Here is a 22,782-nt window from a genome sequence, read left to right as displayed (position 1 = left end):
GGAGCAGAGATTCACGGAAAAGCTATAGTTCGCCTGGGGCAAAAACAGTGTCGTGCCAGAAAACCGAAAATAACGGAATATGGTTGTCCGTCCTGATTCCGGCGAGAAACGAGGCGGGGCGTATCGGTGACTGTCTGGCCTCGGTCTCCGCAGCGGCGGAGGACGATTGCGGCGTGGAAATCTGGGTGCTAGACGATGAATCGGATGACGGAACGGCTACTGTCGTCGAGCGTATGGGGCAAAGGGATTCACGTATCGGTTTGTTGGCCGGTACCCCGCTTCCCGCCGGCTGGATCGGCAAATCTCACGCTTGCCGACAGCTGGCGTCCCGTGCCTCCGGTGATTGGTTTCTGTTCTTGGACGCCGACACCAGACTGGAAAAGGGGTGTCTCCGCGCGCTGCGCGACACGCTGTCGTCACAGGGGGATTGGGGGCTGGTTACGGGCTTTCCCCGACAGGAAACAGAAACCTGGATGGAACGGCTCGTCGTGCCGCTGATGATGTTTACCGTCGCCTGCCATCTGCCCTGCCGTCTTGTTGCCGGGTCGGCCGATCCCCGATTCGTTGCGGCTCACGGAGCGTTTATGTGCATACACCGGATGACGTACGAAACGATCGGCGGACATGCGGCGTTCAGCTCCCACCTTGTCGACGATATGGAGCTCGCTAGAAGAGTTAAGCGTGCGGGACATCCCGTTCGGCTCGCCAGCATACACCGGTTTGTGTATATGCGGATGTACGAAAACGCGGCACAAGTTTGGAAAGGGTACGCCAAGAACGTATTTCCGGGACTGGGACGCAACGGACTTCTTTTATTCGGTGTGCTTTTTTCCTATGCATTTCTATATCTGTTTCCGCTGTTGACGCTATGTTCCTCGATAGGACATCCCGATCTGTTTCTGCCCTCGATACTGGCCTTGGCGCTGGGTTTCGGATTGAAGGCGATTGTGGACCGCTCCAGCGGCGTATCGCCAAAATACGCCTGGACGCTTCCGGCTGCCATATGTCTGCTAATAGCGATCGGAGTCGCTTCCTGGACAATAGCGGCGACAGGCAACACTTATGAGTGGAAGGGGAGACGGTATACATGAAACGGGTGATCGTAATCGGAGGGGGGCTGGGCGGACTTTCGTGCGCCATCCGGCTGGCAACTGCGGGTTTCCAGGTCAGGCTGATCGAGCGTCAGCGGGCGCTGGGGGGCAAGCTGCAGCGGGTGGAAGCCGGACCGTATTCATTCGACAGGGGACCGAGCACGATTACGATGACCTCCATGTTCGAACGAGTGTTTACCTCCGCAGGGAGAAGAATAGAAGATTACGTATCTTTTTACAAGCTGCCGGTTTATACCCGCAACCGGTTTGCCGACGGCCATCAGGTCGATTTGACCCGAGACCCGGCAGCTACAGCTGATCAGATTGCGCGTTACAGCGCCAAGGACGCGTCCCGATACGAAACGTTCCTTGCGGAAGCGAAACGTTTATACTCCATATCCCGCAGCCGATTTTTAAATCGGCTTTTGACCGACCCGCTTGACCTGGCCGATCCCCGCCTTTTGGCCGGACTGCTGTCCGTTCGGCCGTTTACGACGCTGGACCGCTTGCTGGCACGATACTTCGAGCATCCCAACACCCGTATGATGCTGGGGCGTTATGCCACCTATATCGGTTCCTCTCCGTACCGCACTCCGGCCGTATTTGCCATGCTCGCTCATGTGGAGGCGGGCGAGGGAATTGTCGGGATCCGGGGAGGAACGTATGAGCTTGTTCGCGCGTTCGGTCGACTGGCGGAGGAGCTGGGTGTATCGATCCATTTAGGGGAAGAGGTTGTCAAGATTCGAACGTCGTCCGGGAAAGTATCGGGGGTTACCACAGCTTGCGGAGATTATGCGGCGGATGTGGTCGTAGCCGGAGGTGACTTGCTGACGATGACACGTGCGCTGCTGGACGAAGAGGAGCGGCCGTCGCTGCCCGACAGGAAAATAGCCGGTTACGAGCCTTCCCATTCCGGTCTTGTGCTGATGCTCGGAGTAAAGCGAAAATATGAGCAGCTAAGCCATCATACCGTTTTTTTCCCTGAGCGTTACGAAGAAGAATTTATAGACTTGTTCGAGCGGAAAGTTCCGCCTCGCGACCCGGCTCTGTATATTTGCTGGAACGGGACGGATGGAGAACTTACGGCCCCGGATAGCTGCAGTGCTTTATTCGTGCTTGTTAACGCGCCTTATTTATGCGAATCGGCGTGGGATTGGCAGGAAAAACGGGAGGCATATGTCGAACAAGTGACAGAGAAACTGGAGAGAGTCGGTTTGTGCGGTATACGGACCGATATGGAAGTTCGTCTCGTGTATACTCCCGAACAGCTGCGCGAAGACACGGGAGCATACCGGGGGGCGATCTATGGAATATCGTCCAATTCGTTCCGCCAAGCCTTTTTCCGGCCTGGCAACCGCAGCCGGGACATTGACGGGTTGTGGTTTGTCGGAGGGACTACGCATCCGGGAGGCGGTACTCCGGTCGTGACCGCTTGTGGACAACTGGTGGCGGAAAGACTCATTCGGGAATACAGGGGGTAATTGGATTGAGTACGGAACGGCGCAAGGCGGAGCATATCCGAATATGCCTAGAGGAAGATGTGAGCAGCACAACTGCGGGAAGCGGCTTCGCCGACTACCGGTTCAGGCATCGGGCGCTTCCGGAGATTGATTTTGCCGAAATCGACACGACCTGCGAATTTCTCGGCAAACCGGTAAGCGTACCTCTGCTGATCAGTTCGATGACCGGCGGCACGGAAGAAGCGCTGCGCATTAACCGGAACTTGGCCGAAGCGGCGCAGAGGCAAGGATGGGCGATGGGAGTCGGATCGGTGCGCGCCGCGGTGGAGCGCCCTTCTGTTGCCCATACGTTCCGGGTCAGGGACGCAGCTCCGACGATTCCGGTTATCGCCAACATCGGCGCCGTTCAGCTGAATTACGGCTATGGCGCGGAAGAATGCAAACGGGCGGTCGATGTGGCGGAAGCGGACGGACTTGTGCTGCATCTGAATTCGATGCAGGAGCTGTTTCAGCCGGAAGGGAATACGAATTTTAAAGATTTGCTGCGGCAAATCGAGGTCGTATGCCGATCGTTGCAGGTACCGGTAGGCGTCAAGGAAGTCGGCTGGGGGATCGGCGGAGATACGGCGAGGCTGCTCGCTGATGCCGGCGTCCGGTTTGTCGATGTCGCGGGAGCGGGGGGCACTTCGTGGAGCCAGGTGGAGAAGTACCGGCTGCAAGACCCGGTACGCCGCGCCGCTGCGGAAGCGTTCGCCGGCTGGGGCATCCCGACGGCGCAATGCGTTGTCGAGGTGCATGAGGCCGCGCCGGGCTGTAGCCTGATAGCGAGCGGCGGTTTGTCCAGCGGTGTGGACGCTGCTAAAGCAATCGCGCTGGGCGCCGATCTCGCAGGCTTCGGCCGCTCGCTGCTAGGCCCGGCGGTCGGTTCGCTCGAGGAGACCGACCTAGCGCTGCAGCGTATATCGTTTGAGCTGCGTGCCGCCATGTTCGGCATCGGTGCGGCAAACTTGTCCGAGCTGCGCGGCACTCCCAATCTGACTAAACGGTAATCCATCGTCAAGGCAATGCACATCCGTTACAAAGCATAATGTTCCTTTAAAAGCACAGGGGCTCGCCGCTGTTGGCATCGATCAGTCTCACTTGCCGGCCGGTTAAACGATCAACGAGCCGATACGTCAATTTATAGCGGCGCTCGGGAGCGGAGTCGGAATAATCGGTTGCCCATTCCGGCCGCAGATCGACCGAATCCATGTAAATTTTCTTTACGTCGGCAACGCTAACACGAGGAGCGGGGTCGAAACCGGCCAGCTGCCCGGGCCCTACAGACAACCCTATGAACTGATCGGGTTGACCTGTCGTTTTGTTGATGCAGATCCGGATTCTATCCGTCTCCAGCTGGACTCCGCCGATCTGCAGCCGAAACTCAAACAGCTCGGTATCGCAATCCTCCCGGCTGTCGTCCGTCTTCAACCGCAAATACGGCAACAGTCCGGGAGCGGCGCGGTTTATGAGACGGACGGCGATATCCCGGCATTCCTCCCGCGAAAGACATAACGGACCTGAGGCTTTGTCGAACCGCATAAAGGAAACGAGTCTTCCGCTCTCAGGATTGAGCATCGCTTTAATCGTCTGCTCGTTGCGGTTATGGAAAAACGAGTTTATGGACAGAGCGTCCTGCACGCCGGGTGCGGGAGTATAATCGGTTCTTCGCCAGACGAAGCCGGTTTTGCCGTCGATCTCCGCCTGACGCAGCAGCTCGTATTGCCCGGGATCGTGACCGGCCCAGCGAAGAACATCCGGTTCGGAGGCGGCCGCCGGCTCGTCAGCCGGCACGGCTACTTCCTCCCATGCTGCTTCGATATCGTCCTCCTGTTCGGACTCTTCGGTCAGACTCTCCGCTTCTCCGGCTTTCCGGGCATCCGCCTCGAAGCTGGATACATACGGATGCGGCCGGTAGACGAGCCGCAGCTTTTCTCGGACAGGGGCCGCCGCGTGCTCCGTTACGAGGCTCAGCTCCAACCGCAAATCGGTAGAGGCGGCAAGCCGCTGCAGCAGCTTTTCCTTCGGCACCAGCTCCGCCGGAACTGCCGGCTCCTGCTGGCTGCCAAAATAACGGAAGCCGGTCACGGTGCCGTCTTCGGCGATTCGAACCCGGAATCCGGAGCGGGGGAGGGGCAGGTCCATCGCCATTTGCCCATATTCGTACAGTTGGCCGCCGCCTGGAGGGGAACTGTCCCGTACCGGCACGAACCGGTCCAGCGCATCCGGGTACAGCTCCGTCACGAAGCGAAGCGCCCGCCTGCGAAGCTCTTCGAAAGACAGAACTTCTTCCGCCAGGCCGAGCGGTTTCCCCGTATCATCGGAGTAGTGAAGCAAATCCCCCTGTTCTCCAAGCTCGACCGTTATACCGTTATCGGTACCCGGCAAGGTCCAGACAAACATCGCCGCCGCTCCGTCCCGCCCGGTAGAAGGCTCGTACTCTTCAATCGTGAGCGCGTAACCTTCGGGAACGGCTAGAATCGTTTCCGCCCGCATCCTTAGCGCCGCGCGGCGTGCAAGCAGCGCTTCATCTTGTCCTTCTTTACCCGGCTCTCCGGCCGGATTGCTACTAGTTGTCGTATGCATAACTTCTCAGTCCTCCCCGGTAATACGTCCCTATCCTCTATCTATCGATTCTCTTTCTCTAATTGTACGACAACCCGCGAATGAAGTCTAAAAAACAAAAGCCTTATACGCATTATTTGGTCTTCCCGGCCGTTTAATTTTCCCCTTTTCTGTCAATAATGGTTAGAAGCGATTCCATCCTTTGAAGCGTATTTGGAAATGGAACAGTTCACCATGGACCAGGAGGGGTTAAATCTTATGTTCAAGCGAGGGTTGACGCGCTTCATTTGCGCCATGCTGGCACTGGCGCTTGTTATGCCGGCTGCCGCATACGCCGAAGAGAAAACGGAAAAGGCGCAGGAGCAGGCTCCGCAAGTCGATCTGGCTCCTAACGCCGTATCTGCCGTGCTGATGGATGCCGACACCGGTACAGTCATGTACGAAAAAAACAAAAATCAAAAGCTTCCTCCGGCCAGCATCACGAAGATCATGACGATGGTGCTGATTATGGAGGCGATGGCTCAAGGCAAACTCAAATCCGACGAGAAAGTGCGCACGAGCGAATACGCGGCATCGATGGGCGGCTCGCAAATCTTTCTCGAGCCGGGTGAAGAAATGACCGTAGACGAGATGCTGAAAGGGATCGCGATGGCGTCCGGAAACGACGCGTCCGTGGCGATGGCGGAGAAAATCGCCGGAACCGAAGAGGCGTTCGTCAGTATGATGAATGCGCGGGCCAAGGAGCTTGGCATGAAAGATACGCATTTCGTCAACGTGAACGGTCTCCCGGCGGACAATCATTACACCTCCGCCCACGATATCGCGATTATGTCGCGTGAACTGCTGAAGCACCAGGAAATTACGAAATATACAGGGCAATACCAGGATTATTTGCGCAAAGATACGGAAAAGCCGTTCTGGCTCGTCAATACGAACAAGCTGGTCCGGTTTTATACAGGGGCGGACGGGCTGAAGACCGGATATACGAGCGAGGCGAAATTTTGTTTGTCAGCCACGGCCAAACGCGACAACCTGCGGGTCATCGCGGTCGTGCTGGGCGAACCGAATACGAAAACACGCAACGCCGAAGTGACGAAAATGTTCGACTACGCATTTTCCCAATATACAAGCTTGCCGATCTTCAAAGCCGGAGACGTGATCGGTACGATTCGCGTCGAGAAGGGCGAATTGCCCCAGCTGGAAATTACGGCGACTCACCCGTACAGCGTACTGATGAGAAGAGGCGATGCCGGCGACGATATCCGTCACGAGCTGCAGCTGGAGCCGAACTTGAAGGCGCCGATCGCCGTAGGGCAGCCGCTTGGCAAGCTGGTTGTCTACAAAGGCGACCGGATCGTCTCCGAATTCCCGATCGAATCTCCGGTCGAAGTGAAGAAGGCGGGCTGGTGGAAGCTGTTCAAGCGGACCACGATGCATCTGTTCATGGCGGACTAATATCCGCCGCACCACGTCCCCGGTCGTACCGACAACGGTGCCGGGGACCTTCATTACACATTGGCAAACGGCAAATTCCCGCGAATCCGGGGATATTATGTTGAAATATATCATCTACGTTCTTATTATGGCAGTTTTCTTCTAGTTTTGTCGGCTTGCAGGAATTCCCATTCATTTCGTAGAAATGGTAGACACAACGCGAAAGGGAGTGAGCCAGACTTGAGTTTGCATATCGAATTGGAGCATCAACGGAGAACGCTGATTGTCCGATTAAAGGGAGAGCTTGACCATCATACCGCCGATACGGTGAAAGTAAAGATGGAAGAAGCGATTTTAAGAGGGGACGTTAATCATGTCGTGCTCAGTATGAAAGATTTGAGCTTCATGGACAGCTCGGGTCTAGGAGTCATTTTGGGGCGGTACAAGCTGATTACGTCCAGAGGCGGCAAAATGGTCGTTTGCGACGTCAATCCGGCGGTGTACCGGCTTTTCGAAATGTCGGGCCTGTTCAAGATTCTATCGATTCAAGACAATGAAAGACTCGCCCTTTCCAGTCTGGAGGTGGTTTCATGAGCCGCAACAATCATATGGAGCTCCGCTTTGCCAGCATTTCCGAGAACGAGTCGTTTGCCCGTGTAACCGTAGCGGCCTTCGTCTCCCAACTCGATCCGACGATGGACGAGCTGACCGATATCAAAACCGTGGTGTCGGAAGCTGTAACCAATGCGATTATTCACGGGTATGACAATTCCCCGGACGGCGTTATTACGATAACGGCCAAAATCGAGCAGAGCATCTTTTATTTAACGGTAGAGGACCAAGGCAAAGGCATCGAGGACGTTGAGCTGGCTCGCCAGCCGCTGTATACCTCGAAGCCCGAACTTGAAAGATCCGGCATGGGCTTTACGATTATCGAAAACTTTATGGACGAGGTCGAGATCGTGACCCGGCGGGGCGAAGGAACGAAGGTCGTCATGGTGAAACGAATAGAATCCAAAAAAGCGCTGTTTAACTAGGGGTTTTGCGATATGGATAGCGAGTTGAAACATGCCTCTCATACGTATCTGGACGATACCGAAGTCAAGCGGCTTATTGCCCTCAGCCAATCCGGGGATACGATCGCCCGGGAAACGCTAGTAAGCTGCAACATTCGTCTCGTCTGGTCCGTCGTTCAGCGCTTTTTAAACCGCGGCTACGAGCCGGAGGATTTATTTCAGATCGGGTGCATCGGCCTGTTGAAGTCTGTAGATAAGTTCGATTTATCTTATGACGTGAAGTTTTCCACGTACGCGGTGCCGATGATAATCGGGGAAATCCAGCGCTTTTTACGGGACGACGGTACGGTCAAAGTGAGCCGCTCGTTGAAAGAGTTGGCGAACAAAGTGCGCAAGAAAAAAGACGAGCTGTCGAAAAGGCTCGGCCGGATGCCGACGATTAAAGAAGTGGCCGAAGACCTCGGCATTACGCCGGAGGACGTCGTATTCGCGCAAGAAGCGAACAAGCCCCCCTCGTCGATTCACGAGACGGTGTTCGAGAACGACGGAGATCCGATTACGCTGATGGACCAGATCGCCGACGAAGGGCAGGAGAAATGGTTCGACAAGCTGGCGTTGAACGAAGCGATCGGCACGTTGACGGAGCGCGAACGGCTGATTGTGTACTTGCGGTACTTCCGGGATCAGACCCAGTCGGAGGTGGCCAGCCGGCTTGGCATATCGCAGGTGCAGGTTTCCCGGCTGGAGAAAAAAATATTGCAGTCGATCCGCGAGCAAATCGCTCAATAAAGGAAAGACTTCAGGCTAAGACCGTTTCCGCCTTGACGAGGTGGGGGCGGTTTTTCTTTTTGCCAAAAAATAGAGCGGTTACCGCGATTTTTCGTATCGCATACTACAGGAAAGATGATGAAGGAGAGGGATCAAGGTGAACCGCTCGTTCGTGCCGATCTTGTATATCCGGCTCCGCAAGCGGGTGACCGCCGCCCCGGGGGAAACGGTGACGCTGGGCAAGGTCGCCCATCTGATGACGGAGCCGGACATGGAGAAAAAGCTGTTGGAGCTGCCGATCTGCAAGCCTTCCGAGCGCGACGGTCATGTCGTTCTGATCGACATGATGCAGATCGTAGCGGCGGTCCGTTCCCTGTATCCGCGGCTTCAGGTGGAGCACTTCGGAGAACCTCATGTGCTGATCGATATTCAGACCCGATCCAAGCCGCCGAACCGTGCGGCGCTTGCCGTCGTCTGGGTGCTGCTGTTCATCGGCTCGGGAATGGCGATCATGAACTTTCATGAAGACGTCAGCATGATGGAAGTCCATCAGCGCATCTACGAGATGATTACCGGGCGCCGCGCCGAACATCCGTACTGGCTTCAGATCCCGTACTCGTTCGGATTGGGTGCAGGGATGGTCGTCTTTTTCAACCAACTGTTCAAGAAACGGTTAAGCGAGGAGCCGAGCCCGCTCGAGGTGGAGATGTTCTCGTATCAGGAAAGCCTGAATCATTACGTTATTACTGAGGAGTACAAAAAGATGCTGCCGGCCGCGCAGGCGGAAGCAGGCGGCGGAGACGGGCAGGCTTCTTCCGGGAAACGAAACGACGGCGATTCGCCATGAGCGTTTTCCTTGGCATCGTTGCGGTCGTGATCGTCGGATTGTCCGGAGGTATTGCGGTTGGCGGCGGGATGGTGGCGTTTCTGGTCGTCCTGGACATCTTGCCGAGGCTGGCGCAGATGACACGGGCGTTCGACCGCGTGCATACGTTCGAAGGGGCGATCGTGACCGGGGTTATGGTCTGGACGGTGGCCGACTTTATGGATTGGCAAATAACGCTGGCTCCCGTCGTTACCGCCGTGGTCGGTTTTATCGCAGGCTGCTTCGTCGGGATGCTGGCCGGAGCTTTGACAGAAGTGCTGAACGTGCTGCCGATCATGGCCAAACGGCTCGGTCTGGGCCCCTATATTATTTGGCTGCTGATGGCGATGGTGCTCGGGAAAGTAGCCGGTTCGCTTTTTGAATGGATCATCTTCCGCACATGAACGATATTCGGCAGGAGGGACGCATAGATGGGTACCGGTTTAAGAGATCGAAGACACGGACGGAAAGACGGAGGAGGAGCAGACGGCAGAAACGACGGCAGAATCGATGCCCGAGATCTGCTCACCGACGAAGAGATCGGCTTGATCCGGATGGAGGAAATTCCGGGCAAACTGGAAGAGATCAAACGGGCGCTGGAGGAAAAGGTCGGGCTTGGCGTCAGCTTCGATCTCGTCTTCCGGGTGATGGAATTCGGCACGAAACGGACGGCGTTTTTTTACGCGAACGGTTTCGCCAAAGATACGGTGCTGACCGATATTATCGTCCGCCTCACCCATCTTGACCGGGAACAGCTCGTACCGGACACGTTAAGCAGCTTGCTGAACAAGTATGTGTCGCATATCCAGGTTGAAACCGAGGACGATTTCGACAAGGCCGTCCAGTTTGCGCTGATGGGCTCTACTGTCTTATTCGTCGAAAACAGCGGGGCCGCGCTTGTCATAGACTCCAAAAGCTTCCCGGTCCGCTCGATAGAGGAGCCGGACCTCGAACGCGTCGTGCGGGGCTCCCGCGACGGCTTCGTCGAGACGCTGATGACCAACGTGACGCTGGTGAGACGCCGCATCCGCGACCCGAGACTGAAGCTGGAGATTATGAGAGTAGGGAAACGGACGAAGACGGACGTATGCATCGGCTACATAAGCGATATTGCCGATCCGCGGCTCGTCGAATCGTTGCGCGACAAGATCAGCAAGGTCAACATCGACGGGATTCCGCTCGGCGACAAGCAGCTCGAGGAGGCGATCATCAGCAAAGGCTGGAATCCATATCCGTCCGTCCGTTACTCGGAACGGCCTGACGTCGTCAGCTCACATATGCTTGAAGGGCATGTGATCGTTTTTGCCGATACGTCGCCGAGCGTCATGATTTTGCCGACTACGTTTTTCCATCTGGTGCAGCATGTGGAGGAGTACAGGCAAGCGCCGTTTGTCGGCAGTTATTTGCGGTGGGTCCGGTTTCTGGGAATTATGACTTCGTTGTTCCTGCTGCCTTTGTGGTTCCTGCTCGTGCAAAATCCGGAGCTGAAGCCGGCCGGTCTCGAATTTCTCGGACCCCAGAAGCAAGGCGAGCTTCCGCTGCTTATCCAGTTTCTGCTCGTTGAAGTCGGGGTCGACCTGATGCGGATGGCCGCCGTCCATACCCCTTCTCCCTTATCGATCGCGATGGGCTTGGTAGCCGCCATTCTTGTCGGGGATATTGCGGTGAAGACGGGATTGTTCATCAACGAGGTTATCATGTATATGGCGATCGCCGCAGTGGGGATGTTCGCGACGCCGAGCTACGAGCTTGGTCTGGCCAACCGGCTTGTCCGGATGGGACTGCTCATTCTGGTGGCCGCCTTTAAAATCCCCGGATTGGTGCTGGGCGTGACCGTGTGGCTGATCGCCTTGTCGGTGACAAGATCGTACAATACTCCGTACATGTGGCCGTTCATCCCGTTCCATGCGAAGGCGTTATTCTCGATTCTCGTCCGCCGTCCGATTTTGGCCAACAAGTTTCGTCCCAGCATTACCAATCCGATCGATGAGACGCGCCAACCGGTCGATTGACGATAAAGAGGCAGCCCGTGAGCGATACTCATGGGCTTTTGCTGTGCATGAGGGGCTGTTCATGCGTATTGTCATCGGCTCGGAGCTGTGGTAATTTAGAAGAAAGCCAGCGAGCCTGAGACATCCACAATCGATAGAAGGAAAGAGGAACCAGATATGTATTTGCACGGAACTAGCCAAATCAATTCGGACGGACGACTTGAAATCGGGGGATGCGACACCGCGGAGCTCGCCGCAAAATTCGGTACGCCGCTTTATGTGTTCGACGAGGCGCTGATCCGACGCCGCTGCAAGGAGTTCGTAGAGGCATTCCGGGCTACCGGAATGCGGTACCAGGTGGCCTACGCCAGCAAAGCGTTTTGCGTCATGGCAATGTGCCGGATCGCCGAGGAGGAAGGAATGTCGCTGGACGTCGTATCCGACGGCGAGCTGTACACGGCGCTGAGAGCCGGGTTTCCGCCCGAGCGCATCCACTTCCACGGCAATAACAAAACACTCGAGGAGCTGGAGATGGCGATCGACGCCAAGATCGGCTGTGTCGTCGTCGACAATTTTACCGAGCTGTATATGCTTAACGAGACCGCCAAGGAGAAGGGCGTCAAAGTTAAAATTTTGTTCCGCGTAACACCGGGCGTCGAGGCGCATACGCACGAGTTTATTTCGACCGGGCAGACGGATACGAAGTTCGGCTTCGACATCGGCAACGGCTCGGCCTTCCGCGCGATCCGCGAAGCGAAGGAACTGGAGCATGTCGAGATTTTGGGCGTTCATTCGCACATCGGCTCGCAAATATTCGAGGTTGACGGATTCCGTCTCGCCGCCGACCGGGTAGCCGAATTCGCCCAGAACGTCCGGCTGGAGCTTGACGTTACGTTCTCGGTCATTAATCTGGGTGGCGGCTTCGGCATCCGGTATACGGAGGAAGATTCCCCGCTGCCGCTTGCCAAGTACGTGCAGGCGATCACCGACTCCATCAAATCGAACTTCGCCAAGCACGACTATCCGCTTCCGGAAATATGGATCGAGCCAGGCCGCAGCATCGTCGGCGACGCGGGTACGACGCTGTACACCATCGGATCGTCGAAGGACATCCCGGGCGTACGCAAATATGTAGCCGTCGACGGCGGAATGACCGACAATCCGCGCCCTGCGTTGTACGATGCGAAGTATGAGGCGTTTCTTGCCAACCGTGCCAACGATCCGAACGAAGAGACCGTATCAATCGCCGGCAAATGCTGCGAAACCGGTGATATGCTGATCCGCGACTTGGAACTGCCTAAGACCGCTCCGGGCGATATTTTGGCCGTCGCCTGCACTGGCGCATACAACTACTCGATGGCGAGCAACTACAACCGTCTGCGCCGCCCTGCGGTCGTATTCGTACATGACGGCGAAGCCGATCTTGTCGTGCGCCGCGAGACGTTCGAGGACGTGGCCGGTAAAGACGTCATTCCCGAAAGAATGCAAAAACAGCCGGTCGCCAAAAGCTGAGCCGGTTTGGATGGATAAGAAGGAATGAAAGCAAAAAAGCCTCCTGCCCCGCCTGTTTTAGCGGCGGTCGGGAGGCTTTTTTTTGGTTCCTGCGTGTGAGCTGAGCTGGTTTGCTGCTTGCTTGGGAAGCAGATTTGCAAAGCTTGTTAGACGCGGATGGTCAGAAATCCAGAGTTAGCCGTAGACATAGCGGAAGAGTCATTTCCTCTATTCCTGCCGTGCACGTCATGTTTGTGTGATAGCGGAAGATTGGTTTCCTTTATTTTGGATTTTTAGAGGATAGAAGCGGTAATGCTGGAAATAACGGCACAAGAACTTCCGCTCTATGCCCATTTCCCGCTGCTAGCAACAAATAACGGAAATGAAACTTCCGCAAGAGCTTCCCAGGCGGTATGGGAAGCCGGTCATTGCGGCAGCTGGCGCAAGACGGTGCAGTTCATCATCGAACAGCAGGTACAGCTGATTGATTGGCGCTCACCTGCAAAAACCATCTCTTGCCGGACGGATTACAACATAAACGATAATTTGTAAGGCAAGGAAGCTCCCGTCCTCGCATGCGATCGATCAACAGCGCGATAAAGGGCTGTCCCCATAAAGTTCGCCTGATGCGGGAACGGCCCAATTTGCAAACGAAAAAACCTCAACTTCCACTCCACTGTAAAGCGGAGGTTGAGGTTTTTTCTATAGAGAAATGGTTTGAAGCGGGCTCTAACTAATGGAAAACGGGAAGCGGGGCTCAAACAAATAAAAAACGGTTAGGACCGCCCCTTTATGGTAAGAAAGAGCCGGGAAAACCGGCTCTTTCCTGAACTTGTGGTTCTACTCGTCCCAAACTTTCACTTCTTTCATTTTGTCGCCCGGCTTGACCGCATCGATGAATTCCATCCCTTTGGCCACTTTGCCGAATACCGTATGTCCGCCGTCCAGATGAGGCTGCGGCTGGTAACAGATGAAGAACTGGCTGCCGCCTGTATTCCGGCCGGCATGGGCCATCGACAGCGTGCCGCGCTCGTGCTTGCTGACGTTCGTGGCCGTTTCGCAATCGATCGTGTACCCAGGTCCGCCGGTGCCTGTTCCGCTAGGGCAGCCGCCTTGAGCTACGAAACCCTTAATGACGCGATGGAACGTCAAACCGTTGTAGAATCCGGAGTTTGCCAGCTTCTCGAAGTTGGCTACCGTGTTCGGCGCTTCCTCCGGAAAAAAATCGATCAACACTTTCTCGCCGTTTTCGAGCTCGATGCTTCCTTTTTTTGTCATGTCTAATGTTCCTCCCTTATCATGTCCAAGTGCTTTATCCATTGTACTGGAAAACTTGCCAATTATCAAAGCCGGATGGACGGAAACTCCCGATCGTGTGCACGGATGAACCGGGAAGACCGGGTAAGTTTACATTACGGACAGCGGATTCAGCGGAAGAAAGCATGAAAATCCTTGCATTTATCAATTTCAATGTGGTACTATTCATACAATGCTGGGTGTAATTTAAAGGCTTTCAGCTTTAGGAGCTGAAGGTGTAAGAACATACCGGCAGACTAGGAACTGAATCGATTTTCCTTCGGGGCAGGGTGAAAATCCCGACCGGCGGTGATTCCGCGTCGATTGCGTTATAATCGACTGCTTGCGGATCAGTCCGTGACCCGTGCTAAAGCGCGTGCTTGGCCGGTGGACCTGGTGTGAATCCGGGACCGACAGTATAGTCTGGATGGGAGAAGGAATCGGGCAAATGGAATAACAGAACTGCCGCATTTGGCGTCGCTAACATGTGCATTTTTTCACATACATCGACACCGGTTTGCTGCGCCCATTTCGTATGGACCGTTGCTGGAACAAGCTGCGGCCTTCCTTTCGCGTCCTGTTTGCGCTCGTGCGCGACGTCCGCCGAAAAGACGAGATTGGGTCGTCTGTTTGCGCATGTCTTCATGACGCATTACGCCCGTACTATCCGACTTCCCGCCCCTTTACGCTTGCGTAGAGGGGCTTTTTGTTTGGAATGCACGTACGAAACGGGATAGGCGGTGAGATCGAGTTGGAACTGTTGAACGACGAATATTACATGCGGCTGGCGCTTCAGCTCGCGGAGAAATCATTGGGGCAGACCGGGATCAACCCTGTCGTAGGCTGCGTCATCGTCAAGGACGGCCGGATCGTCGGGTTAGGCTCTCATCTTCAGCGGGGCTCCCATCATGCCGAGGTGCATGCTCTGCTGATGGCCGGGGCGGAAGCCGAGGGCAGTACCGCTTATGTAACGCTGGAGCCGTGCAGCCATTTCGGCCGGACGCCTCCTTGCGCGGACCGGCTCGTGACGGAGAAGGTGAAGCGGGTCGTCGTCGCCTGCACGGACCCGAACCCTCAGGTGGCCGGCACAGGGATCGAGAAGCTGAGGAGCCACGGGATTCAAGTCGACGTTGGCGTCCTGGAGCAGGAAGCGCGCGCGCTTAATGAAATGTTTAATTCGTTTATTTCGACGCGCTTGCCTTTCGTCACAATGAAATCGGCGACGACCCTGGACGGCAAAATCGCTACCAAAACCGGGGACAGCAAATGGATTAGCGGTACGGAATCCCGTTCGTACGTGCATATGCTGCGTCACCGTCACCAAGGCATCATGGTCGGCGTGGATACCGTTATCGCAGACGATCCGCAGCTCACCGCCAGACTCGACGTTCCTTCCATCCAGCCTGTGCGGATCGTCATCGATTCGAAGCTTCGCCTTCCGCTCGAGGCGCGTGTCGTGCAGGACAAGGAAGCGAAGACCGTCGTATTCACGACGAACCAGGCATCGATTGAGCAAATGATGCGGCTGAACGCCTTCGGTGTGGAAGTGATCCGCTGCGGGGAAGGGCCGCGTGTAGATTTGCGTAAAGCGATGGGTATGCTGGCCGAGCGGGAGATCGGATCGGTGCTGCTCGAAGGCGGTGGCAAGCTGAACGGAGCGATGCTGGAAGCCGGACTGATCGATAAGATCGTGCTGTTTCTGGCTCCGAAAATCGTCGGCGGCGCCGATGCGCCCGGCGCCTTCTCCATGGACGGTTTTGCCAAGATGTCGGAGGCCGTCATGCTGGAGCGTGTAAGCATCGAAAGGTTCGGCGATGATTGTTGTATTACCGGATATCCGAAGCGGACGGAAGGGAGGAAGACCGAATGTTCACCGGAATTGTAGAAGAGATCGGGCGGATGAGGCGGATCGGCAAACAAGGGCAAGCGATGGTGCTGACGGTTGAGGCGTCCAAGGTGCTGGAAGACGTTCATCTCGGGGACAGTATCGCGATTAACGGCGTTTGTTTGACCGTCATCGCTTTTGACGGGGCTTCCTTTACCGTCGATGTCATGCCGGAGACGTTCCGGAAAACGACGCTGCGCCATATGCAGCCCGGAACGAGCGTTAACCTGGAGAGAGCGATGCCGGCGACCGGCCGGTTCGGCGGACATATCGTGCAGGGCCATGTCGATACGCCGGGGCGGATCGTATCTCGTCACAACGAAGAAAATGCGGTTGTGTTCCGGTTGGAGCCGGAAGATCAGGACCAGATGAAGTTCGTAATTCCGCACGGCTCGATTACGCTCGACGGAATCAGCCTGACTGTAGTCCGGGTCGACGATCGCTCGTTTACGGTATCGATTATCCCGCATACGCTCGCGCAAACTGTCATGCAGCACAAACAGCCGGGCGATCTGGTCAACATCGAATACGATCTGCTGGGCAAATATATCGACCGTCTGCTGTCGTTCCGTGGTCAAGAAGCGGACGGTTCGCCTCAAGGAAAAACCGGCGGCGGGATGACGATGGAATTTTTGGCGAAGAACGGGTTTATGTGAGGGACAGGCGGACAGACAGCGGAGTGTTATAGACTACGATGTATATAATGAGGTGAAAGCGATGCAGCAACCCGTAAAGATGCATACGATCGAAGAAGCGATCTATGATTTGATGATGGGGAAAGTGATTATCGTCGTGGACGACGAGGACCGCGAGAACGAGGGCGACTTTATCGCATTGGCCGATAAGGCGACTCCCGATGTGATCAATTTTATGATCAAGGAAGGCCGCGGGCTGGTCTGCGTTCCGATTACCGAAGAGCGTGCCGGGGAGCTTGACCTGCCGCCGATGGTCGCCAAAAATACGGATTATCACGGAACGGCGTTTACCGTATCGATCGACCATGCCGGAACGTCGACGGGGATATCCGCCTTTGAACGGGCGCATACGATCCGCGCGATGATCGATCCGCAGACGGGACCTGACGATTTCCGGCGTCCGGGTCATATTTTCCCACTGATCGCGAAAAAAGGCGGCGTCCTGCGCCGGGCGGGTCATACGGAAGCGGCCGTCGATCTCGCCCGGATGTGCGGTTCTTATCCGGCGGCGGTCATTTGCGAAGTGATCAAGGAAGACGGTACAATGGCACGTGTGCCCGATCTCGCCGATATTGCCGCAAAACATGAGCTGAAGATGATCACGATCAAAGATCTGATCCATTACCGCAACGAGAAGGAGAAGCTCGTCAAGCGGGAGGTTGAGATCAAGCTGCCGACCGACTTCGGCAATTTCGCCGCTATCGCTTACTCCAACGAAGTGAACGGCCAGGAGCATGTGGCGCTGGTGAAAGGAACGATCGATCAAGACCGTCCTGTCCTCGTCAGGATGCACTCCGAATGCTTAACCGGCGACGTCTTCCACTCGCACCGCTGCGATTGCGGTCCTCAGCTTGCCGCGGCTCTCCAGCAGATCAGCGACGAAGGCAACGGGGTTCTCGTGTACTTGCGTCAAGAGGGACGAGGCATCGGCCTGATCAACAAATTAAAAGCTTATGTGCTCCAGGAGCAGGGATTCGACACGGTTGAGGCGAATATACAATTAGGATTTGCCCCCGACCTACGCGATTACGGAATCGGCGCACAGATTTTGAAAGATTTGGGCGTCCGGAAAATCCGCCTGTTGACGAACAATCCGAGAAAAATCCGCGGGCTCGAAGGCTACGGCATGGAAATTGTCGAACGCGTCCCGATCCAGATGGAAGCCAACGAGGACAACCGGCGCTATTTGCGGACCAAACAGGAGAAGCTCGGGCATATGCTGAACATCCAGCAGGATACCGGAGCCGGAATCTAATCGATCAGCCTATACCGAACCATACAACCGAACTCTACCAACGGACCAACTTAACTTAAAGGAGATTACAGATCATGGCACATTTTGAAGGACACTTAATCTCGCAAGGATTAAAATACGGAATCGTAGTAGGCCGTTTCAACGAATTCATTACGTCCAAACTGCTTGGAGGCGCGCTGGATGCGTTTAAGCGTCACGGGGCGGCGGAAGACGATATCGATATCGCATGGGTTCCGGGAGCGTTTGAAATCCCTCTGATCGCGCAGAAAATGGCCGCAAGCGGCAAATACGACGCCGTAGTCACGCTCGGCGCCGTCATCCGCGGTTCGACGCCCCACTTCGATTACGTGTGCAACGAAGCCGCCAAGGGAGTAGCCGCGATCGGACTGAAAACGGGCGTACCGACGGTATTCGGTGTGCTGACGACCGATTCGATCGAGCAGGCGATCGAGCGTGCGGGAACGAAGGCCGGCAATAAAGGCTGGGAGTCTGCCGTTACTGCAATCGAGATGGCCAACCTGACGAAACAGCTGGAAGCATAAGCAGGAGCATAACACCGCTTCCGGAAGCCGGCGGCTGGTATTAGACTGAGATTCGCATTCGCAAGATGAGGTGGACCCGGGAATGAAGCCGCATTACAAATTGGAGACGTTCGAAGGTCCCCTCGACCTGTTGCTCCATCTGATCGACAAGTCGGAGATCGATATATATAACATTCCGATCAGCGAAATAACCGAACAATACTTGGAAGTGCTGGCTGCGATGCAAGAGCTGGAGCTGGAAGTAACGAGCGAATTTCTCGTGATGGCCGCTACGCTGCTTGCGATCAAAAGCCATATGCTGCTGCCCAAACCGCCGCCTCTTGAGCTGGAGGACGACTTCTACGAGGACGAAAACTACGATCCGAGGGCTGAACTCGTGCAGAAGCTGCTCGAATACCGCAAGTACAAAGCGATCGCCGAGGAACTGCGGGATAAGGAGCTGGCACGCAGCCTGGTTTATACGCGAGAGCCGGAGGATTTGACCCCGTTTGTCCGGGAGGTCGAAGTGAACCCGGTGGAGGGGCTCGATATCGCCGATCTTGTGATCGCCTTCCAGCGTGCGCTGCGCAAGGCGAAGTCCCGCAGCACGGTCGCCAAGATCAGGCGCGACGAAGTATCGGTCAAGGAACGGATGCGCGAGGTGCTGACGCTGCTCGTCGATCGCGGAGGGAAAGTGTTGTTCTCCAGACTGTTCGATCATAGCGCGGAGCGGGAAGAGATCGTCGTTACGTTTCTGGCGCTGCTCGAGCTGATGAAGACCAAACGGATCGTATGTTTTCAAAACCGGCTGTTCGACGACATTGTGATCCAGGCGAAAGAGGAGGGGGCGGCGGTTGAATTACCGTCAGATGAAATCGGTTATTGAAGGGCTGCTGTTCGCGGCAGGAGACGAAGGACTGGATGTGAAGCAGATCGCCGAGGTTGTCGAGATGCAGCCTCAGGCGGTGTCCGGCTTGCTTAAGGAAATGACCGAGGATTTCCGCCGCGAGGAGCGCGGCGTGCAAATCGTCGAGATTGCCGGAGCTTACCAACTGACGACGCTTCCTGCGCACGCCCCGTATTTCGAACGATTGGCGCAATCGCCTACCCGTTCGAGCTTGTCTCAGGCGGCGCTTGAGACACTTGCGATCGTCGCCTACAAGCAGCCGCTCACCCGGATCGAGGTGGAGGAAATCCGCGGGGTGAAAGCGGATCGGGCGCTGCAGACGCTTGTAGCCAAAAATCTGATCATGGAAGTCGGTCGCGCCGATGCGGTAGGCCGGCCGATTTTATATGGCACGACCAAGTCGTTTCTCGATTATTTCGGGTTGGCCGGCCTTCAGGAGCTGCCGGAAGCGGCACTGTTCCAAAATCCGGACGATCTCGAGGAAGAAACGCGCATGCTGTTCGAGAAGCTGGACAATCATCAGCAGCTTACGATCGACGATGTGGAACGCAACGGCTGATCGTAAACGGGCCGTCTGTTACTGCACGACGAGGAGGAGCAAACTCCGATCCCGCCGTACCGGCAATCCGTCGTTTGACGCATACGGTCCGATGGAAAGGTCATACTAAACTTTGACACGGGCGCATTTGACGCCCAGAGTTTTAGGATGACGGGGGATCGGGCGCCATGTTATGGATATGGCTTGTCGCGGGCATTCTCGTTGCGGGAATGCTCTTGTTCGTTTTCAGCGATATTCATATTCGAGTCCGGTATTCGAGGGTGGAAAACGACGATACGCTGGCCGTCGATATCCGGGGAATGTTCGGCCTGCTCCGGCTGCATTATAAAGTCCCGCTGATCGAATGGGAAGGCAGAGGCTTCAGACTGCGCTTGGAGCAAATGAACCGCAAATTAAACGAACTGCTGGACGAACACAAAACCGTTATTACCCGGGAGAAAATCGAACAATTTTTTCATAAAACGAAAATGCTGCTGGCTCATACCGCCGAGCTTGTGGAATGGACCAAATCCGTATTGTCCCGCACCGTCTGCACCGAGCTAAGCTGGGTGACGCGGATCGGACTCGGAGACGCGGCGGATACCGCCGTGACGACCGGCGTCGTATGGGGAATCAAAACGTCGATACTCGGCTATTTGCTGCGATTTGTCCGTCTCGAAGCCAGACCGTCGTTAAACGTGCAGCCCCAGTTCAACCGGACGATGTTCTCGACGGAGGCGGTATGCAAATTCAAGCTGAAGGCGCTGTATGCCGTATATGCGGCATTCCGGCTGCTGGTGCGTATACTGCGGGCTAAGGGCGGGCTGCGGACTTGGAGGAAGATCTGGTTCAAGCCGTCTTGAAGGAAGGCCACGGTCTGGCCATAATGTCGGAAGAGGAATGAATTAATAAGGTTTCCGGGTACATAACCGTTACTCCTTTGGGTAACCTATGCCTGTATGAGAAGTCGTCATTCATCAGCATAGAGCCAACCGGAGGAGGAATACGTATGAGTGAACATCCGATTCAAGGTCTAATGAAGACCGCGATGGAAAATATTAAAGAAATGGTCGACGTGAATACGATCGTCGGCGATCCGGTCGAAACCCCCGACGGCAGCGTCATCATGCCGATCAGCAAGGTTGGATTCGGCTTTGCCGCAGGCGGAAGTGAGTTTTCCGTCGAACCAACCGACAACCAGGATCATCATCATGCAGGCGGACAGCACAAAAATGGCGGCCAAAGCCAGCAGCACCGCACCGATTCGTACGGGCAGCCGGCGCTTCCGTTCGGCGGCGGCAGCGGCGGCGGCGTATCGATTACGCCAATCGCGTTTCTTGTCGTCGGCAAGCACGGAGTGAAGGTCGTTCCGCTGGATAACCAGACTCACCTGTATGAACGGCTGATCGATTCGGCTCCGCACGTCGTCGACAAAATCCAGAGCATGCTGAAAGCGAACAAAAGCACGATGAGCGGCGTAATCCCGCCAAGCGACAGCGGAATCATTTCCAACGAGACGAACGTGATCGTGTAAATTTGGCTATTAGTAGCAAAAAGCTGCCCGCAACGGGGCAGCTTTTTAGTTTATTTTGAAGCGGAGTCCGGAGAGCGGTCATCCGATTTCAACCGGTCGTACAAAAAGTCGACGATATGAACGGCTTCCATCTGATCCGACAGCTTCTCGCGTTCGATCCCGAGCTTCATTTGCAGCAGACAGCCGGGATTGCTCGTAATCATAAGATGAGCGTTCGTTTCCTTGACATGCTCCATCTTGTGTTCCAGAATCTGGTTGGCCATCTCGGTCTGCACAATGTTATAGATGCCTGCGGAGCCGCAGCAGCGGTCGGAGCCCTGGAGCTCGACGAATTTGACGTTGGCGACCCGGTTCATCAGGTTGCGGGGAGCTCCGGATGACCGCATCACGTTGCGCAGATGGCAGGAATCCTGGTACGTGATCGTCAGCGGCTTGCCGTCGTCTTGTGCCGCTTTGGGTTCCTCGAACGAAGGGAGACGGCCTTTTCCGAGCAGGAGCAAACTGATGTCCTTCACGCGCGAAGCAAACCATTTGCCGTCGTCGGCATATTCAGGCTCGTCATGCAGCAGGTGATCGTATTCGACCAGCAGCGCACCGCAGCCTCCCGCGTTGGACGCGATATAATCGACGTTCGCTTCGCGGAATGCGCGCACGTTTTTTTTCGCCAATTCCTTGGCCTGGCTCATCTCGCCGGCATGAGCGTGAAGCGCGCCGCAGCAGTTTTGCGTCTCCGGAATAATGACCTCGAACCCGGCTTCGGTCAGCAGACGAACGGTGTTCAGATTCGTTTCCGTGAACAACACGTCCATCAGACAGCCGCGGAACATGCCTACAGTGCCGATTTTCTCGCCTTTGGCAGGGACGCGCGTTCCGAACGTCTCGAATACGCCGCGGCCGGACGCTACCGGCAAGATCGGCTCCATTTCTCTCATATTTTTCGGGAACAGCTTCATGACCCCGATGCCGTGCGCGACTTTTTGCAGACCGGATGTTTGGTACGTCCGCAGCAGCTTGCCTACCAGCTTCATCCGGTTTTGTTTCGGGAATACTTGCTTGAAGGCAACTTTGCGTGCCGCCTTAATGAACCAGCGGTGTTCGACGTGCTGCTCCACCGAATCGCGCGTCGCCTCCAGCAGATGGCCGTATTTGACGTCGGCGGGACATACCGGCTCACAGGCGCGGCAGCCGAGACACAGATCCATCTGATTCTGGAACTTCTGATCCGGCTCCATTATGCCGTCGACGACCGCCTTCATCAGCGCAATCCGGCCGCGCGGCGAAGCCGCCTCAAGCCCTGTCTCGATAAAGGTCGGACAAGCCGCTTGGCAGAAGCCGCAGCGCATACAGTTGGTCAGCTCGTCATAGCTGAGCTGCATTTTCATCGTTTGGGCAAGCGGGTTTAACGGCTTTTTCTCAAGTGTCGAACCGGAC

General features: G+C 55.8%; 23 protein-coding genes and 1 riboswitch. Of the genes, 20 read left to right on the top strand and 3 right to left on the bottom strand.

Annotation, left to right across the window (positions count from 1 at the left end):
• Positions 1 to 47: 47 nt before the first annotated feature.
• From AC3Y2E_RS25185 to fni, 3 genes are read left to right on the top strand one after another with little or no spacing between them, the layout of a single operon-like run.
• Positions 48 to 1,091: a glycosyltransferase family 2 protein gene (locus AC3Y2E_RS25185; protein WP_379215324.1), complete on the top strand. Its 1,044-nt coding sequence runs from the start codon at positions 48 to 50 to the stop codon at positions 1,089 to 1,091.
• On the top strand, positions 1,088 to 2,572 hold the full coding sequence (locus AC3Y2E_RS25180) for a phytoene desaturase family protein (protein ID WP_379215322.1): 1,485 nt from the start codon (positions 1,088 to 1,090) through the stop codon (positions 2,570 to 2,572). The genes AC3Y2E_RS25185 and AC3Y2E_RS25180 overlap by 4 nt, the downstream gene beginning before the upstream one ends.
• Positions 2,573 to 2,577: 5 nt before the next feature.
• On the top strand, positions 2,578 to 3,600 hold the full coding sequence (gene fni, locus AC3Y2E_RS25175; protein WP_379215320.1) for a type 2 isopentenyl-diphosphate Delta-isomerase: 1,023 nt from the start codon (positions 2,578 to 2,580) through the stop codon (positions 3,598 to 3,600).
• A 46-nt stretch (positions 3,601 to 3,646) separates the two neighbouring features.
• Here fni and AC3Y2E_RS25170 read toward each other — a convergent pair whose 3' ends face one another.
• Positions 3,647 to 5,176 carry a YcdB/YcdC domain-containing protein gene (locus AC3Y2E_RS25170; RefSeq protein WP_379215318.1) on the bottom strand — a complete coding sequence of 510 codons (1,530 nt, stop codon included), beginning with the start codon at positions 5,174 to 5,176 and terminating at the stop codon, positions 3,647 to 3,649.
• Positions 5,177 to 5,413: 237 nt separating this feature from the next.
• On the opposite strand from AC3Y2E_RS25170, the gene AC3Y2E_RS25165 reads away from it, so the two are divergent.
• The 9 genes from AC3Y2E_RS25165 to AC3Y2E_RS25125 all read left to right on the top strand — a co-directional run bounded on the left by AC3Y2E_RS25165 (position 5,414) and on the right by AC3Y2E_RS25125 (position 13,272).
• The gene (locus tag AC3Y2E_RS25165; RefSeq protein WP_379215316.1) at positions 5,414 to 6,610 is read left to right on the top strand and encodes a D-alanyl-D-alanine carboxypeptidase family protein; all 1,197 of its coding nucleotides are present in this window, start codon (positions 5,414 to 5,416) and stop codon (positions 6,608 to 6,610) included.
• Between the two features lie 219 nt (positions 6,611 to 6,829).
• Complete coding sequence (gene spoIIAA, locus AC3Y2E_RS25160) at positions 6,830 to 7,183, top strand: anti-sigma F factor antagonist (protein ID WP_332071140.1); 354 nt, start codon at positions 6,830 to 6,832, stop codon at positions 7,181 to 7,183.
• Complete coding sequence (gene spoIIAB / locus AC3Y2E_RS25155; protein WP_190925316.1) at positions 7,180 to 7,626, top strand: anti-sigma F factor; 447 nt, start codon at positions 7,180 to 7,182, stop codon at positions 7,624 to 7,626. Before spoIIAA ends, spoIIAB begins: the two co-directional genes overlap by 4 nt.
• 12 nt (positions 7,627 to 7,638) lie before the next feature.
• Positions 7,639 to 8,394, top strand: coding sequence for an RNA polymerase sporulation sigma factor SigF (gene sigF, locus AC3Y2E_RS25150; protein WP_190925314.1), 756 nt, complete (start codon positions 7,639 to 7,641; stop codon positions 8,392 to 8,394).
• A gap of 136 nt (positions 8,395 to 8,530) precedes the next feature.
• Complete coding sequence (locus tag AC3Y2E_RS25145) at positions 8,531 to 9,220, top strand: stage V sporulation protein AA (protein WP_379215312.1); 690 nt, start codon at positions 8,531 to 8,533, stop codon at positions 9,218 to 9,220.
• Entirely contained in the window at positions 9,217 to 9,642 is a 426-nt protein-coding gene (locus AC3Y2E_RS25140) for a stage V sporulation protein AB (protein ID WP_379215310.1), read from the top strand. Before AC3Y2E_RS25145 ends, AC3Y2E_RS25140 begins: the two co-directional genes overlap by 4 nt.
• A 27-nt stretch (positions 9,643 to 9,669) precedes the next feature.
• Positions 9,670 to 11,250 (top strand): spore germination protein, encoded by a 1,581-nt coding sequence (locus AC3Y2E_RS25135; protein WP_379215308.1) that lies wholly within the window; start codon positions 9,670 to 9,672, stop codon positions 11,248 to 11,250.
• Positions 11,251 to 11,406: 156 nt separating this feature from the next.
• On the top strand, positions 11,407 to 12,741 hold the full coding sequence (gene lysA, locus AC3Y2E_RS25130) for a diaminopimelate decarboxylase (RefSeq protein WP_332071136.1): 1,335 nt from the start codon (positions 11,407 to 11,409) through the stop codon (positions 12,739 to 12,741).
• 291 nt (positions 12,742 to 13,032) lie between these two features.
• Positions 13,033 to 13,272 (top strand): hypothetical protein, encoded by a 240-nt coding sequence (locus AC3Y2E_RS25125; RefSeq protein WP_379215305.1) that lies wholly within the window; start codon positions 13,033 to 13,035, stop codon positions 13,270 to 13,272.
• Between the two features lie 288 nt (positions 13,273 to 13,560).
• On the opposite strand, the gene AC3Y2E_RS25120 is transcribed toward AC3Y2E_RS25125, so the two are convergent.
• Positions 13,561 to 13,998: a peptidylprolyl isomerase gene (locus AC3Y2E_RS25120; RefSeq protein WP_190925305.1), complete on the bottom strand. Its 438-nt coding sequence runs from the start codon at positions 13,996 to 13,998 to the stop codon at positions 13,561 to 13,563.
• 290 nt (positions 13,999 to 14,288) lie between these two features.
• Positions 14,289 to 14,459: riboswitch (FMN riboswitch) on the top strand.
• 272 nt (positions 14,460 to 14,731) lie between these two features.
• Here AC3Y2E_RS25120 and ribD point away from each other — a divergent pair.
• The 8 genes from ribD (at position 14,732) to ytfJ (ending at position 21,351) form a co-directional block, all read left to right on the top strand.
• Positions 14,732 to 15,901, top strand: a complete 1,170-nt coding sequence (ribD, locus tag AC3Y2E_RS25115; RefSeq protein WP_379215303.1) for a bifunctional diaminohydroxyphosphoribosylaminopyrimidine deaminase/5-amino-6-(5-phosphoribosylamino)uracil reductase RibD — start codon at positions 14,732 to 14,734, stop codon at positions 15,899 to 15,901.
• On the top strand, positions 15,883 to 16,557 hold the full coding sequence (gene ribE / locus AC3Y2E_RS25110; protein ID WP_379215301.1) for a riboflavin synthase: 675 nt from the start codon (positions 15,883 to 15,885) through the stop codon (positions 16,555 to 16,557). The genes ribD and ribE overlap by 19 nt, the downstream gene beginning before the upstream one ends.
• Positions 16,558 to 16,618: 61 nt before the next feature.
• Positions 16,619 to 17,851: a bifunctional 3,4-dihydroxy-2-butanone-4-phosphate synthase/GTP cyclohydrolase II gene (locus AC3Y2E_RS25105; RefSeq protein ID WP_379215299.1), complete on the top strand. Its 1,233-nt coding sequence runs from the start codon at positions 16,619 to 16,621 to the stop codon at positions 17,849 to 17,851.
• A 74-nt stretch (positions 17,852 to 17,925) separates the two neighbouring features.
• The gene (ribH, locus tag AC3Y2E_RS25100; RefSeq protein WP_379215297.1) at positions 17,926 to 18,393 is read left to right on the top strand and encodes a 6,7-dimethyl-8-ribityllumazine synthase; all 468 of its coding nucleotides are present in this window, start codon (positions 17,926 to 17,928) and stop codon (positions 18,391 to 18,393) included.
• Positions 18,394 to 18,475: 82 nt separating this feature from the next.
• On the top strand, positions 18,476 to 19,258 hold the full coding sequence (locus tag AC3Y2E_RS25095; protein ID WP_379215295.1) for a segregation and condensation protein A: 783 nt from the start codon (positions 18,476 to 18,478) through the stop codon (positions 19,256 to 19,258).
• The gene (gene scpB, locus AC3Y2E_RS25090) at positions 19,227 to 19,838 is read left to right on the top strand and encodes an SMC-Scp complex subunit ScpB (protein WP_379215293.1); all 612 of its coding nucleotides are present in this window, start codon (positions 19,227 to 19,229) and stop codon (positions 19,836 to 19,838) included. Before AC3Y2E_RS25095 ends, scpB begins: the two co-directional genes overlap by 32 nt.
• A 167-nt stretch (positions 19,839 to 20,005) precedes the next feature.
• The gene (locus AC3Y2E_RS25085; protein WP_379215291.1) at positions 20,006 to 20,680 is read left to right on the top strand and encodes a DUF2953 domain-containing protein; all 675 of its coding nucleotides are present in this window, start codon (positions 20,006 to 20,008) and stop codon (positions 20,678 to 20,680) included.
• A 146-nt stretch (positions 20,681 to 20,826) separates the two neighbouring features.
• Positions 20,827 to 21,351: a GerW family sporulation protein gene (ytfJ, locus tag AC3Y2E_RS25080; RefSeq protein ID WP_379215289.1), complete on the top strand. Its 525-nt coding sequence runs from the start codon at positions 20,827 to 20,829 to the stop codon at positions 21,349 to 21,351.
• 50 nt (positions 21,352 to 21,401) lie between these two features.
• On the opposite strand, the gene AC3Y2E_RS25075 is transcribed toward ytfJ, so the two are convergent.
• Positions 21,402 to 22,733, bottom strand: coding sequence for a (Fe-S)-binding protein (locus tag AC3Y2E_RS25075; protein ID WP_379215390.1), 1,332 nt, complete (start codon positions 22,731 to 22,733; stop codon positions 21,402 to 21,404).
• Between the last annotated feature and the right edge of the window lie 49 nt (positions 22,734 to 22,782).

The sequence above is a fragment of the Paenibacillus sp. MAH-35 genome (assembly GCF_058135425.1).
Note: the sequence above shows the minus strand (reverse complement) of the source record. Positions and strands in the feature narration are given on the sequence as shown.

Bases quoted from the DNA above. Each gene is read 5' to 3' on its own strand.
- AC3Y2E_RS25180 (WP_379215322.1), top strand. From the start codon at position 1,088: ATGAAACGGGTGATCGTAATCGGAGGGGGGCTGGGCGGACTTTCGTGC.
- AC3Y2E_RS25170 (WP_379215318.1), bottom strand. From the start codon at position 5,176: ATGCATACGACAACTAGTAGCAATCCGGCCGGAGAGCCGGGTAAAGAA.
- AC3Y2E_RS25165 (WP_379215316.1), top strand. From the start codon at position 5,414: ATGTTCAAGCGAGGGTTGACGCGCTTCATTTGCGCCATGCTGGCACTG.
- spoIIAB (WP_190925316.1), top strand. From the start codon at position 7,180: ATGAGCCGCAACAATCATATGGAGCTCCGCTTTGCCAGCATTTCCGAG.
- sigF (WP_190925314.1), top strand. From the start codon at position 7,639: ATGGATAGCGAGTTGAAACATGCCTCTCATACGTATCTGGACGATACC.
- AC3Y2E_RS25140 (WP_379215310.1), top strand. From the start codon at position 9,217: ATGAGCGTTTTCCTTGGCATCGTTGCGGTCGTGATCGTCGGATTGTCC.
- AC3Y2E_RS25135 (WP_379215308.1), top strand. From the start codon at position 9,670: ATGGGTACCGGTTTAAGAGATCGAAGACACGGACGGAAAGACGGAGGA.
- lysA (WP_332071136.1), top strand. From the start codon at position 11,407: ATGTATTTGCACGGAACTAGCCAAATCAATTCGGACGGACGACTTGAA.
- AC3Y2E_RS25125 (WP_379215305.1), top strand. From the start codon at position 13,033: ATGCTGGAAATAACGGCACAAGAACTTCCGCTCTATGCCCATTTCCCG.
- AC3Y2E_RS25120 (WP_190925305.1), bottom strand. From the start codon at position 13,998: ATGACAAAAAAAGGAAGCATCGAGCTCGAAAACGGCGAGAAAGTGTTG.
- ribD (WP_379215303.1), top strand. From the start codon at position 14,732: ATGCACGTACGAAACGGGATAGGCGGTGAGATCGAGTTGGAACTGTTG.
- ribE (WP_379215301.1), top strand. From the start codon at position 15,883: ATGTTCACCGGAATTGTAGAAGAGATCGGGCGGATGAGGCGGATCGGC.
- AC3Y2E_RS25105 (WP_379215299.1), top strand. From the start codon at position 16,619: ATGCAGCAACCCGTAAAGATGCATACGATCGAAGAAGCGATCTATGAT.
- ribH (WP_379215297.1), top strand. From the start codon at position 17,926: ATGGCACATTTTGAAGGACACTTAATCTCGCAAGGATTAAAATACGGA.
- AC3Y2E_RS25095 (WP_379215295.1), top strand. From the start codon at position 18,476: ATGAAGCCGCATTACAAATTGGAGACGTTCGAAGGTCCCCTCGACCTG.
- AC3Y2E_RS25085 (WP_379215291.1), top strand. From the start codon at position 20,006: ATGTTATGGATATGGCTTGTCGCGGGCATTCTCGTTGCGGGAATGCTC.
- ytfJ (WP_379215289.1), top strand. From the start codon at position 20,827: ATGAGTGAACATCCGATTCAAGGTCTAATGAAGACCGCGATGGAAAAT.
- AC3Y2E_RS25075 (WP_379215390.1), bottom strand. From the start codon at position 22,733: ATGAAAATGCAGCTCAGCTATGACGAGCTGACCAACTGTATGCGCTGC.